The sequence below is a fragment of the Paenibacillus sp. LK1 genome (assembly GCF_002750415.1).
Lineage (GTDB): Bacteria > Bacillota > Bacilli > Paenibacillales > Paenibacillaceae > Paenibacillus > Paenibacillus taichungensis.
This window is the reverse complement of record NZ_PEII01000005.1, coordinates 359,116-371,651: the sequence shown is the minus strand read 5'-3', so window position 1 is coordinate 371,651 and position 12,536 is coordinate 359,116. Positions and strand designations below refer to the sequence as shown.

The following is a 12,536-nucleotide window of genomic DNA, read 5'->3' as shown; positions in this document are numbered from 1 at the left end:
TATTACCTACATAGAGTATCTAAAAAGGGGAACCACTTGTTCAGAAGCATATCTGATGGATCTCAATGAATTACAAAATATACCGAACCAGTCTTGTTGTATAAGTGGGCAGATATCCAATTTAACCGCTATTTCGAGGTGTTGGATTTCGTGTTTGTTAAAACTTTTGGCGATGCCGCAAATATATCATCAAGAATCTTTGTAAAAGGTTGATTTAATTAGAATTATTTAAGAATAAAAATATGTACAATTACTAAAATGTATGGTAAGATGAATCTAAAGGAGGAATTAATTAAATGGATTATATTTTCGAAAAGAACAAATTGTACAATTATTTAGGAACAAGCTTGGTGAATACTCTGAAGCAGCAGAAAGCATACATAGCAGGAGGAACAATCACAAGTATTTTCAGCAACAATCCGGTAAATGATATTGATTTGTACTTCAGAGACGAAGAGTCTCTAGCCGAGTTGATTGAAGAGATTTATGATGACAGTAATGACTGGGTAAATGCTCTAACATCTAAGGCATTGTTAGTAAGAGTAGATGACAAGGAAATTCAAATGATTCACTTTAAGTATTTTGAGAGAGCAGAAGATATCTTTAATACTTTTGACTACACAGTATGTATGGGAGCATTTGATTTTGAAACAGAACAGTTTGTATTGCATGAAGACTTTTTGAAGCACAATGCACAACGAATTTTGAAGTTTAACAAGAACACTGACTTTCCAATTGTTTCGTTGCTGAGAGTTCAGAAGTATAAGGATAAGGGATATAACATTTCTAAGCCTGAGTTTTTGCGAGTTGCACTGAGTTGCATGGAATTATGTATCACTAACACAGACGAATTGAAACAGCATCTTGGTGGAATGTATGGTATCAACTACGACAAACTTGTTGAACTTGAAGAAGGTGAAGCATTTAGCCTAAGCAAGATCATTGATAAGATTGCAAATATTGCAATGAGTGAAGACTATTTTGAAAAACCTAAAGAAATTAAATACGATGACGTAGAGGATATTCTTGATGTGATTGTAAAAGGGCCAGTTAGAGTAGTGAATATTAAAGAACATACATACAGAATTACTAAGAAAAACACTCTTAGAGAATTTGAAAATGAACCTAACAATATGATCGAGATTGATGGAAAACAATACATAGAATCGCAGAAATACTACAAGTTCGTTGAGAAACGAGATGGTCAATACTTTAGTCATTATGATAGTAAGTACGAGTATAAGTTTGGTGAAATAAATGTACCTAAGAATGAACATCTATACTTTAGTGAAAAACTTGAGATCGACAAGTCCAATTATTTTAATAAAGGTGTACTCATAGAAGTTGTTATACCTTATGATAACTTCACTAAAAAGGACAGTGACAAGATCTTGGCAAATGGCTGCTATGTAGTACGTGAAATTCCGAAAGAAGAATATATCAAATGGACTGAAGTCAAAGCTGTACCGATATTCTAGGTAAAAGTACAGTTTCATCAGAATATTGGAATAGTAAATGGGAGATATCGAGAGAAAGAGTGAGTATTAGTGAGGTGATTTTATTGAGTTTCGAGGAAACCAAGGGTCAATCATTTAGACATTATAAGGGTGGATTATACAAACTTATAAGACTCGCAAGACACACTGAAACCAGAGAGGTGTTAGTTGTCTACATTGGCGAGGATGATCTTTTATGGGCTAGACCAGCAAACATGTTTTTCGGTTATACGGATGATGGCACAAAACGCTTTGTAGAAATAAATGAATGGGAAGAAAATGAATAAACAAAGATTGGAATGATTGTAAGTGGAAGTAGAGCTTAAAACAGTAGACGACATATTAAAACATTATAAGAGCAAAGATAGTGATAATAAAGATTCAGAAGCTTGTGAGAAGAGTGAGTAGATGTATTAAGTCATACATATATTACCGCTGAAAATACAAACACCTGTTTGATATACTTAAATGGGTGATAATATGTTTACTTCTCCAATGTTGCAATACAAGGCTCCAAACAATATGCCTTTCAACAGTAACATGCATATAACAGAGCTTAAACTCGATGGTATACGTCTTATCGTCGATTACAGAGATAAGGTAAAAATCTATACAAGACACAACAATGATGTTACAGCCAAGTTTCCTGAGTTGGTTAAAAACATACCGATACAAAAAGGGACAACGCTTGATGGAGAACTGATCGTAACTGACTCAGACGGTAAACCAAACTTTGAATCAATCATGGAAAGGTTTATGTCCAAGAAAAGCAGACATAAAGTTACGTTCTGTGCGTTCGATATCATTAACTATAGGGGTGAAAGTGTGGCTTCTGAACCACTTATGGAACGCAAAGTGATACTTTCTAATGCCTTCACGGACAATGACTATTATACAAAGTCGATCTTTATAAGAGGAAATGGAATTGAATACTTTAACCTTGCCAAGCAGCAGAAACTTGAGGGAATCGTTCTGAAGGATATTAATTCAAGGTATGAGATAGATAAGCGATCCGACAAGTGGTTGAAGGTAATTGCGTATGAGATAGGAGAATACTTCATTGCTGGATACAAGAAAAATGAATTTGGTTGGCTCTTGTCTGATGGTAAGCGAATGGTTGGGGTAATGAGTTTAGCTGTCGGCACAAACGAGAGAAAAGCGGGATATAAAGTATTCCAGCAACTTAAAAAGAGAGAGACAGAGGATACGGTTTATATTGATCCTGTCATCAAGTGTGTAGTCAAGCATAGAGGATATACCAAAAACAATTTGTTGAGATTGCCTGAGTTCGAAAGTTTTGTATTTTGAGGAGGTGATTAAACTGGCTAGACCAGTTAAGTGTCCTATCTGTACTCAATACGGACAGAAGGAAGACATGAAATATGAGGAAGATAAGAGATACTATCATGTTGAGTATTGTCATGATAAGTATTTAAAGTTGAAGGCAGAAACAGCAAGGGAAAATCAAGAGTGGAATAATTTATACCAATACATAATCAAGTTGCACGATATTTTATTACTACCAAAAGGAAACATCTCACGTCTCAAGGATCTGAGGGCTGGGTATGAAAATAAGAATGGAAGTAGGACTCGTAAGTGGAGGACTGGGCCTGATTTTGCTTTAATGCTCGAAGCGTACAGTCTAGCGGAGCAGACAAATAGGAATGCAATTAACAATAAAATAGGCGAGTGGGCTGTTGTGTCACAAATAAACTACACAATATCAACTATGCTAGGGTATTTGAATGATGCATTTAAAATCAGGCAGAACAAATCTAAGCAAGAAGCAGCAGAAGTTAGAGTTCAAGCAATGGAAAGTAAAAGGGATCAATCTTTACAAAACACTTTTAAGAACAAAAATAAAAGTGATGAACTTGATATCTCGAACTTTCTTTAGAATTAGGAGTGATACATATAGTATATATTAAAGAATTCGTTGATCCTTCAAAAGTACACGAAGCTATTTTCATTGGTTATCTTTGGAATTCGCCAAGTCTATATGGGAAGTACAAGACCCACAAGATTACCAAAGAAACTTTCACTGAAGCTACTTGGTGGTACTACTACTATATTGGTAAAGAGATGTTCGATAATGGCATTAGGAGTTTTGATGATGTAACTACATATTCTTTTCTCACCTCAAGGCCACAAGAGACAGGAAGGAAGTCATACTTCGAATATTATAATGAGTATGGCGGATATGGAACAATTGAAGAGGTTAAAGCAGAATGCGATGAAGACAAGGGTAATGATGAATACCATTTTAGTGAAGTTCAAAAATACGAGTCACTCAGAAATTTGCAGAAACAGGGTTTAATTGACACTTCAAATGAAAAATTAGTAACAACCCTTGCAAATATGAATTTAAAGCAAATGCAAAGTTTCTTTCAGTTCAAGCACAAAGAATCTTTCTCGCACGTAAACAGTGGAGAAGTAATAGAATACAATTTGACAGATGGCTTAGACGAGACAATTGAACAGTTAGAGGCTGGCGAAGATGTGGGAGTACCATTGTTTGATTCGCCACGACTGAACAAAAAAATAAATGGACAAAAATTAGGTAATCTTATTTTACTTGTTTTGCCATCGGGCGTAGGTAAATCGAGTCTAGTAACTGAGAAGGGTGTTCTCGGCTTAATTGAGCAAGAAGAAAAAGGAATTGTCTTTGCAAATGAGGAGGGGGTAAAAAGGTGGAGAGTTAGACTTCTTGTCACCGTAGCAGCCAGAATTTTAAATAAGCCGATCCCTCGTGATACTGTAAACAGAGGTGGATTTAGTAAGCAAATCAAAGACACTTTAAAGGAAGCAGCAGAATGGCTCAAAAAGCACAGACCGGATTATATAAAGTTCATACAACTTAAGAAATATCGGATTGAAGATGTTATCAATAGAATTGAACTGTATCGTCCATTGGGATATAAGCATATTTATTTTGACACTTTTAAGCCAGACATGACCCAAAATATAGATAGATGGCTGGCTTTCTCAAATTCAGCTCAAGACCTTTATGATTGCATTAAAGAAGAAGCAAATAATTGTTCGACAATTGCAACTGTTCAACTTAAGATTGGTAAAGAGTTTAGATATCTTGATTTGGACTGTATCGGTAAATCACCTGAAATTGTAGAAGTCGCGGCTGTCGTTTTAGCTGGAAGATTGGTATTTGCAGATGAATACGACGGACAAAAGAACGCACTTTCTCCTTACAATTGGGAGAAAGATAAGGGTTTTGGAACGTGGAATAAAAAGTCGTACAAGCTTGATCCAGAGAAGAAGTACCTTATCATGTTCCTTCCCAAGAACCGAGAGGGATCTGAAGATGAGCAAATCATTTTTGAAGTAAACTACGACTTCAATACATGGAAAGAAGTTGCCTTAGTAGTCGTACCAAATAACGGACGTTAAACTCCCTTGGAGGAGCAGCATGATTGATGACTTAAAATTAATCAAACAGAAGATACTTGAGGAAGACCGAGTTGGAGAATTGCTTGAATTAATGGGGTGTGAACATGTTAATCCCAAGAAAAATAGATATGAAGCACAATTGCCCCACAAATTTGAGTCCCCAAATAAAAGGTCTGTACAGGTTTACCTTAATGAATCTTTATCTAGCAGAATTAGGTCGCTTGGAGAATCAGATATCGATATTTACGGATTAGTATCATACATAGTTTTCGATGATTACACGTTAGATGAGCAAAAGAAAAGTCTACCAAAGGCGAAAAGATGGATATGTGATAAGTTAAATTATAAGCAATTTTTATCAGGAGTTTATTCTCCCAATCCATCATTAGATCATTTAAGCTGGTTGAAAAATGTAAAAAGAGGGCGCAAGAAGAGTCGACTGAGAGATGATTTGGAAAACAATATCTATGACGATGAGTACATGAATCAATTTGTAATGTTACCACATAAAAAATATTACGATGAAGGAGTTGATTACAAAACACAAATTGAATTTGGCATAGGATATGACATAAGAAGTCAAAGAATTGTATTTCCAATACACAACCGTTTCGGGGATATTATCTCTGTCAAAGGCAGAACAATTTATGAGGATTATGAGGATAGAGATATCTATAAATTTATGTATCTCATCAATTTTAATAAGATGATTGAGTGGTACAACTGGCATAGGGCTATGTACTACATTCTTGAGGAAAAAGAAGTGATCATATTTGAAGCTGAAAAGACATGTTGGTTAAGCAGTCAATTTGGCTATAGAAATTGTCTGGCAATTAGTGGTGACGACATTAGCGAGTATCAGGTAAAGATGATCAAAGAGTTAGGGCTAGACATCAATATTGTCATTGCTATGGATAAGGATAAGTCCGTAGAAGCAATAAAAAAACAAGCTGCTAAGTTTGGTAAAACACGGAATGTGTATGCGTTATTTGACAATAAAAACATGTTTAAAGACAGGGATAGTCCTTGTGATCTTGGTGTGGATACATTTAAGCAATTGTACGAAGAATCTAAATTTAAAATTTCTATATGAGAGAGGTGTTAAATGTTTACGGTAAAACAGCTTGAACAACTTAGCTTTCTATCTTGGTGGGATCTGGAGTGTCCACCCTTAAGGTTTTTAGTAAATGATTGGAAAGAAGTCAATGGGCTGAATGATGAGGACATTGAAAAGATGATGGATATTTTGACTGATGTATAAGCAGATAAAATATAGTTTTCATTAAAACAATTTAAGAATAAAAATACATATTGACATAATGAATAACGGTAGTATAATAACAATATAAGACTGAAAGGGATGGTCGAATGTATGAGCAGAGGATGGACGTATCTGATCTTACGCCCACACAAAATGAGGAGGAAGCCACCCATGTCAAAATACTAGCCTGTATAAGAAATGTACCAGTCACTATCGGGGGAATGTACAAGCTTTACATTATAAAGTATGACGATTGCGCAGCGGTTGAAGAAGAAATATACATATTGGATGACAACGGAAATGAGAACTATTCATTCTGGATCTGCTGCAAAAAAGAGTTTTACAAGTGACTGTACTAGACAACATTCATCGGGTTGAGAGAAGTAATCTGATGAATGTTGGATTTGATCAAGATTGGGAGGGATTTATTAAATGAATATTGAGCAGTTTACAGAGTTACTGGATGAGAAAATTTTTGAGATAGTAAAAGAAATGCGAGATGAGTACGGATTATCAAATCTAATCATCAATCAAGATGCAACTTATTCTTCCGGTCAAATAACTATCGAGCTAACGGAAAAATAAAAAGTAGATGAAGTTTGAATTTCATCAACAAAACAAATAGTTACATAGAAATTTAAAAACCATAAAAAAGGAGTTTTACATATATGCAAACCAAAGAGTTAAAGGTGCTGCTTCAGAAAAATTTCAACAAACTGTCTCAAGATGCCACCAAATTGTTTGAGGTGGATGTGGACAAAGACGAGCTCTGGAATCTATATCTTGACAGTTTCCCAAAAGGAACAAATGAAATTTTCCGTGAACGAAGAGAATACGATTGTAGTTGCTGTAGACAGTTTATCAAAAATATTGGAAACGCAGTGTTTATTAAAGACAATCAGGTCACTACTATTTGGGATTTTGAGACCAACGAAACAAAGTTCCAACCAGTACTTAACGCACTTTCAACCTTCATTAGGTCTCATGATGTTTCTGATGTATATGTAACCAAGTTTAAGAAAATCGGCACAGATAAGAATTTTGAAAAAACAAATACAAAGATCATTGAATGGGATCACCTGTACATGGAGTTGCCAGAAGGATTCTTTGATCAAAGCAGTAAGTCAGAAGCAGAAACAAAAGGAGTATACAGAGATACACGCAATGTATTTAAACGATCCCTTGAAGAAATCAGTGCAGACAGCTTACTTACAGTTTTAGAGCTCATTTCTCAGAACTCCTTGTATAAGGGTGAAGAGTGGAAAGGAGTACTAACTGAATTCCTAAAGCACAAAAAGACATATGACTTACTAAGTTCCATTCAGGAAAAAAATAACTATGCATGGGAACAATCCGTTAAAGTTGGCGGTGCAATCGGGCGCATCAGGAACCACAGTATTGGCACTCTGCTTATCAATGTTAGTGAAGGCTTGGATTTGGACACGGCTGTAAAGAAATATGAAGTGATTGTAGCACCTCAAAACTACAAGCGAAGCAAGCCAATTTTCACTCAAAGAATGCTTGATGATGCTCGCAAAACCATTGAACAGCTTGGATACTTAAATTCATTGGATCGCAGACATGCAACTTTAGATGATATTACAGTGAACAACATCCTTTTCTCTAACAAAGACTCAGCAAATCGTATTCAGGGCGCTGCAAATGTTTTTGATAAGATGTCAAAAGATATTGGTATTAACCCTAAGAGTTTTTCGCGAGTAGAAGAGGTTTCCATTGACAGCTTTATTGATCACATTCTCCCCACTGCAAATGAACTAGAAGTGTTTCTGGAAAGTAAGCATTCTGGAAATATGGTATCACTTATTGCTCCCGAAGACAGCAGCGCAGAGTCAATGTTTAAATGGGACAATGCTTTTAGTTGGGCCTATTCTGGTAATATTACCGATAGCGCACTGAAGGAACGAGTAAAATCAGCAGGTGGCAATGTAGAAGGTGTACTCAGATTTTCTATTCAATGGAATGACGAGCAATATGACGAAAATGATTTGGACGCTCATTGCTATGAACCTGATGGTAATCTACTTTATTATGGTGAAAAGAATAATAGATATACTACAGGTCAACTAGATGTGGATATTATTAATCCGCTTAGGGGAATTCCAGCAGTTGAGAATATTACTTGGACAAATAAAGACAGAATGCAAGAAGGAACATATAAATTCTTAGTTCATAACTTTTCACATCGCGGAGGGAAGACAGGTTTCAAAGCAGAGATTGAATTTGATGGACAAATTTATTCCTTCGACTACAGCCAAGAATTGAGAAATGGTGAGAAAGTTGAAGTAGCAGAAGTGAATTTTAGTCGAGACAAAGGGTTTACTCTTAAGGAAAAATTGCCTTCAAGTGCATCATCTAAGGATGTATGGGGAGTAAAGACTAATCAATTTGTTCCAGTAAGTGTTGTCTCATATTCGCCTAACTACTGGAATCAACAACAAGGAATTGGGCATAAGCATTATATGTTTTTCCTAAAGGACTGTACCAATACAGAATCACCATCTGGATTTTATAATGAATTCTTGGTAGAGGAATTGATGCAGCACAGAAGAGTTCTTGAGGCACTAGGAAGTAAACTATCTATTAAACCTGTGGATGATCAGTTGTCGGGGATTGGATTCAGTTCGACTAGACGAAATGATCTACTGGTTAAAGTAAAGGGACAAACTGAGAGAATTCTTAAAGTGAAATTTTAATAACCAATATTAAGGAGAGATTAACTATGACAACAGAAAACATTTTTGAAATTGCAACAAAAACTAAGATTCGATTCCAGTTTAAAGGCTTGATAAGCACAGAGGATCTGTGGGATTTGAGTGTTGAAAACTTAGATTCAATTTTCAAAACACTTAATTCTCAACTGAAACAAGTAAAAGAAGAAAGCCTATTGAATTCTAAAACAAAAGAGGATAAAGAGCTTGATGTAAAAATTGAACTAGTAAGGTATATTGTTTCAACTAAACTTGCAGAGAAAGAAGCGCAATTTAAGGCAAAAGCTCAAAAAGAACAAAAACAGAAGATCCAAGAAATCTTGTTCACCAAACAAAATCAAGAATTGGAGAACAAGTCCGTTAAAGAGCTACAAGCAATGCTTGGTCAATTAGATAAATAATCATTCGGGGAGATGGGAGTGACAAGTGAATAAAGTGACTTTGCTTGTTACCCCGTTCCTGTGAAAGAAGAGTTTGATGGAGAATCAGAAAGGAAGATGATGGAATGGTATATGTATTAACGAATGAACAAAAAGAGCTTATCAATGAGATTGTCAGTGAAGTTAACAATGAATGGTTTATCAAGTGTCACTCTCAAAATCCAGCTTTGTGGGATGATGAGATTTTGCACAATATCCCCCTTGAAACTATTTGCGAATACCTTGGAGAAAAGATTTCAATAGAAAAAAAGCTACGATTGGCCTACAATAGCTTCGACAAATATGTAGTAGATGGTTATCAGGGAAGAGAAAGTGATTTCAAGGTAGGGATGCGCACTGCATGTGATATTTTAGGCATTGCCTTCTAGCAACTGAAAATCTAAGTAAAAATATACTTTTACTTACAAAAGGAGAGAATGTAAATGTTAATTGCAGCCTGCTTGATTATTTACGCACTAATTTCAATTCCCTGTGTGCCTTGGTTAGGTCATATCTCTATGACCAATGGCGACACGCAGAGATCTGGATGGGGAAGCTACAAGAAATTTAAAGAGAACTGGAATAAATACGAATGGAAACGGCTGAAGTCTTATCCAAAGAGTTTCGAAAATGAAGAAGCTAAATGTTATTTTCATGCAAGCATCATCAAGTTTGAAGATAAGGGTATGAAGATTCGCGATCCAATCAGCTACTGGCTAGTCAAAAGATATGTAAGAAAGCTACATAAGCTTCCAAGTGTTAAGTGGTAAGAAATTCGATTTAAAGGAGAACTGAATATGAATTCAACGGAAGATATTATCAATCAATTGATTCAAAGAAGCAGCATTGAAGAATTATCGTTGTGTGGTGGCGATCCAACGAAGCCATATTCAGATGAGGATTATGAGGATGGCAAAAAGCAAGGACTAGATTTGGATAATTGGGATCACTATCAGCGTTATTGCAAGATGGGCGAATATTCAGATGAAACAGACCGATATTGGTGGTAATTTAAGGCTTAAATGAAACTGCTCTTTTACCTAGAATTGAAGATCAAAAAAGCCAGTAAACACAAGGGTTTTAAAATGCTGCTTAACTAATTTCTGAGGAGTGGATCGATTTGAGAAAAGTGAATATCAAAATCATCAACAAACATACAGGATTGGTAGACAAGTGGTTAACAAGTAGTTGGATAAATAATAATGAGAATATTGCATTACCTGAAAAATTCAAAATAGTAGTTCAGTAAAATGTTGAAAGGAGTGATTTTGCCATAGCATGGAAACAAAAGCAACCCAAAATTCCATTTGAACCTTATGACAATACATATTCAAAACTAGCGAAGATTAATGAGATTGAAAATATCGATGAATTTCTGAATCCGCTCTCTAATTTAGTGCATAGTCCATATCTACTGAAAAACATTGATTTGGTTGGGCAAAGAATTAAGAATGCATTAGATAAAAATGAATTAGTCACAATTTCAGGCGACCCGGATATGGACGGAGTGACTTCGCTTGTTATTCTTTACAAATACTTAAGCAACTTCACAGACAGGTTACACTATGTGTGCAATGAAAGATCAAAAGGCCACATGATTGGTAGTTTGATACAAAGTATTCCAGACGAAACTAAACTGTTTATTGCATTGGATAGCTCATCTAATGATACGGAGTCGATGAAGTATTTAACTGAAAAAGGAATCGACTGTCTAATTATAGATCACCACACAATTACTAATGCAAATTCTTTCGCAATAATCGTAAATCCACAACAAGACGATTGCGGTTATCCAAATAAAAATGCATGTGGAGGACTTTTAACCTTTAAGTTGTGTCAGGTGCTAGATGATCTAATGGAAACCTCTTATTCTTATGAATTAAGTGATTTGCCGGGTTTCTCACTTATGGCAGACATGATGTTAATGATGGAAATGGAAAATAGATATTATGCCAAGTTGTCACTAAAAGGTTTGCGGCATGAAGGATTAAAGCAACTCTTTAAAGGCATGAAGAAGGATTTGAATAACCTAACCGCAACTGATTTTTTATATGGAGTAAGTCCTGCTATTACAGCGGCGACCAGAGTTGACAATATTAAACTGGCAATTGATTTCTTAATGTGTGACAAAGAAACACCTGAATTGAAAGAGTATATAAAAGAGTTAATTAAATTAAATGAATATCGGAAAGTTGTGCAAGCTGAAGCTCTTGAGAGACACAAAGATAACATTAGTGACGACGATAAAGTAGCAATAATTTATGATCCATCAATCGGAAAAGGGATGAACGGCCTTGTAGGACAGGAGCTGTCTAAGAAATTCAATAGGCCAGCTATTGTTCTGGGGGATGGAGACGATAAAAATACATATGCAGGAAGCTTTCGCGGATTAGAAGATTTCTCCATGCTTGACCTATTAGAAAAATGTAGGGCTATTGAACATACAGGTGGACACCCCGGCGCAGGAGGGCTGAGTATAAAAAAAGAGAATTTACAAGAACTGAAGGATGAGCTCAATAATCGGTTAAGTAGTTTTGTTCCAGATGACACGCTGTACTATGACTTAGAGTTTAGTGTCAATGAAATCGATGAGAGATTTATCAATTATATTACCGAGTTTTATCGGTACTCAGGTAATGGTTTTAAGCCGGGAATGTTTTTAATCAAAGATCTGTTCATCTCAGATAGAAAACCATTAGGAAAATCAAATAACACTGTAAAGATAGATTGCGGAAAGTTACAACTAATGAAGTTCAAAGTCGATATTGAGTATTACAATAAGGTTCCGGTATTTACAGATATAGAGGCGATAGGTTCGCTCAATATGAACATTTGGACTGAATATAAGCCTAAATTTAAAGTTACTAAGACATGCCAATTGTTCATTGAAGATTATAGAGAAGTAATTAAACAATAAAATAATACATATACGAATGGAGAAATATACATATGAAATTTTACGGAATCGCAACTAACAACAACAATCAAAGTGTGGTAATCGACAATCTTCCTGCTGATTATCTTGGTGCAGTCATTGCAGCTAAACAGCAAGCAGCTAAAAAGGGTTTCTCATTCCATTATGTTAAGCCAGCAGAAAATGGTCGAAAGGAAGGATCTGTGTTGACTAAATTCAAGAAGCAACGTACTCAGCGCAAATCTAATAAACGGTAATACATATGAAGAATCAAAAAGTAAGAATCAAAGTCAGTGATCATGCGCGCGTAAG

At 35.5% G+C, this 12,536-nt stretch carries 15 protein-coding genes; all 15 read left to right on the top strand.

Annotated features, from left to right (window positions below; all coding sequences use genetic code 11):
• The first annotated feature begins 296 nt into the window (after window positions 1-296).
• The 15 genes from CS562_RS14010 (at window position 297) to CS562_RS13945 (ending at window position 12,481) form a co-directional block, all read left to right on the top strand.
• Complete coding sequence (locus tag CS562_RS14010) at window positions 297-1,478, top strand: Gabija anti-defense Gad2 family protein (protein ID WP_099856457.1); 1,182 nt, start codon at window positions 297-299, stop codon at window positions 1,476-1,478.
• Window positions 1,479-1,537: 59 nt separating this feature from the next.
• Window positions 1,538-1,783: a DUF1653 domain-containing protein gene (locus tag CS562_RS14005; protein WP_257219485.1), complete on the top strand. Its 246-nt coding sequence runs from the start codon at window positions 1,538-1,540 to the stop codon at window positions 1,781-1,783.
• Window positions 1,784-1,976: 193 nt separating this feature from the next.
• Window positions 1,977-2,804 (top strand): ATP-dependent DNA ligase, encoded by an 828-nt coding sequence (locus CS562_RS14000; RefSeq protein WP_099856455.1) that lies wholly within the window; start codon window positions 1,977-1,979, stop codon window positions 2,802-2,804.
• 67 nt (window positions 2,805-2,871) lie between these two features.
• Complete coding sequence (locus CS562_RS13995; RefSeq protein ID WP_099856453.1) at window positions 2,872-3,393, top strand: hypothetical protein; 522 nt, start codon at window positions 2,872-2,874, stop codon at window positions 3,391-3,393.
• A gap of 8 nt (window positions 3,394-3,401) precedes the next feature.
• The gene (locus CS562_RS13990; RefSeq protein ID WP_257219484.1) at window positions 3,402-4,901 is read left to right on the top strand and encodes a replication protein; all 1,500 of its coding nucleotides are present in this window, start codon (window positions 3,402-3,404) and stop codon (window positions 4,899-4,901) included.
• 19 nt (window positions 4,902-4,920) lie between these two features.
• Window positions 4,921-5,994 carry a DNA primase gene (locus tag CS562_RS13985; RefSeq protein WP_099856451.1) on the top strand — a complete coding sequence of 358 codons (1,074 nt, stop codon included), beginning with the start codon at window positions 4,921-4,923 and terminating at the stop codon, window positions 5,992-5,994.
• Between the two features lie 12 nt (window positions 5,995-6,006).
• Window positions 6,007-6,162: a hypothetical protein gene (locus tag CS562_RS32925; protein ID WP_180287127.1), complete on the top strand. Its 156-nt coding sequence runs from the start codon at window positions 6,007-6,009 to the stop codon at window positions 6,160-6,162.
• 432 nt (window positions 6,163-6,594) lie between these two features.
• Window positions 6,595-6,747 (top strand): hypothetical protein, encoded by a 153-nt coding sequence (locus CS562_RS32920; RefSeq protein ID WP_180287126.1) that lies wholly within the window; start codon window positions 6,595-6,597, stop codon window positions 6,745-6,747.
• A gap of 83 nt (window positions 6,748-6,830) precedes the next feature.
• Window positions 6,831-8,876, top strand: a complete 2,046-nt coding sequence (locus tag CS562_RS13975) for a hypothetical protein (protein WP_099856447.1) — start codon at window positions 6,831-6,833, stop codon at window positions 8,874-8,876.
• A 26-nt stretch (window positions 8,877-8,902) separates the two neighbouring features.
• On the top strand, window positions 8,903-9,292 hold the full coding sequence (locus tag CS562_RS13970; RefSeq protein ID WP_099856445.1) for a hypothetical protein: 390 nt from the start codon (window positions 8,903-8,905) through the stop codon (window positions 9,290-9,292).
• A 104-nt stretch (window positions 9,293-9,396) separates the two neighbouring features.
• The gene (locus CS562_RS13965) at window positions 9,397-9,699 is read left to right on the top strand and encodes a hypothetical protein (protein WP_099856443.1); all 303 of its coding nucleotides are present in this window, start codon (window positions 9,397-9,399) and stop codon (window positions 9,697-9,699) included.
• 54 nt (window positions 9,700-9,753) lie between these two features.
• Window positions 9,754-10,080 (top strand): hypothetical protein, encoded by a 327-nt coding sequence (locus tag CS562_RS13960; RefSeq protein WP_099856442.1) that lies wholly within the window; start codon window positions 9,754-9,756, stop codon window positions 10,078-10,080.
• 27 nt (window positions 10,081-10,107) lie between these two features.
• The gene (locus tag CS562_RS13955) at window positions 10,108-10,320 is read left to right on the top strand and encodes a hypothetical protein (RefSeq protein WP_099856440.1); all 213 of its coding nucleotides are present in this window, start codon (window positions 10,108-10,110) and stop codon (window positions 10,318-10,320) included.
• A 386-nt stretch (window positions 10,321-10,706) separates the two neighbouring features.
• Window positions 10,707-12,227: a DHH family phosphoesterase gene (locus CS562_RS13950; RefSeq protein WP_125477277.1), complete on the top strand. Its 1,521-nt coding sequence runs from the start codon at window positions 10,707-10,709 to the stop codon at window positions 12,225-12,227.
• A 32-nt stretch (window positions 12,228-12,259) separates the two neighbouring features.
• Entirely contained in the window at window positions 12,260-12,481 is a 222-nt protein-coding gene (locus CS562_RS13945) for a hypothetical protein (RefSeq protein ID WP_099856436.1), read from the top strand.
• Window positions 12,482-12,536 lie beyond the last annotated feature (55 nt).

Excerpts from the sequence above, each read along its gene's own strand:
- CS562_RS13955 (WP_099856440.1), top strand. The coding sequence starts at position 10,108 with ATGAATTCAACGGAAGATATTATCAATCAATTGATTCAAAGAAGCAGC.
- CS562_RS13985 (WP_099856451.1), top strand. The coding sequence starts at position 4,921 with ATGATTGATGACTTAAAATTAATCAAACAGAAGATACTTGAGGAAGAC.
- CS562_RS32920 (WP_180287126.1), top strand. The coding sequence starts at position 6,595 with ATGAATATTGAGCAGTTTACAGAGTTACTGGATGAGAAAATTTTTGAG.
- CS562_RS14000 (WP_099856455.1), top strand. The coding sequence starts at position 1,977 with ATGTTTACTTCTCCAATGTTGCAATACAAGGCTCCAAACAATATGCCT.
- CS562_RS32925 (WP_180287127.1), top strand. The coding sequence starts at position 6,007 with ATGTTTACGGTAAAACAGCTTGAACAACTTAGCTTTCTATCTTGGTGG.
- CS562_RS13975 (WP_099856447.1), top strand. The coding sequence starts at position 6,831 with ATGCAAACCAAAGAGTTAAAGGTGCTGCTTCAGAAAAATTTCAACAAA.
- CS562_RS14010 (WP_099856457.1), top strand. The coding sequence starts at position 297 with ATGGATTATATTTTCGAAAAGAACAAATTGTACAATTATTTAGGAACA.
- CS562_RS13945 (WP_099856436.1), top strand. The coding sequence starts at position 12,260 with ATGAAATTTTACGGAATCGCAACTAACAACAACAATCAAAGTGTGGTA.
- CS562_RS13995 (WP_099856453.1), top strand. The coding sequence starts at position 2,872 with ATGAAATATGAGGAAGATAAGAGATACTATCATGTTGAGTATTGTCAT.
- CS562_RS13965 (WP_099856443.1), top strand. The coding sequence starts at position 9,397 with ATGGTATATGTATTAACGAATGAACAAAAAGAGCTTATCAATGAGATT.
- CS562_RS13970 (WP_099856445.1), top strand. The coding sequence starts at position 8,903 with ATGACAACAGAAAACATTTTTGAAATTGCAACAAAAACTAAGATTCGA.
- CS562_RS13960 (WP_099856442.1), top strand. The coding sequence starts at position 9,754 with ATGTTAATTGCAGCCTGCTTGATTATTTACGCACTAATTTCAATTCCC.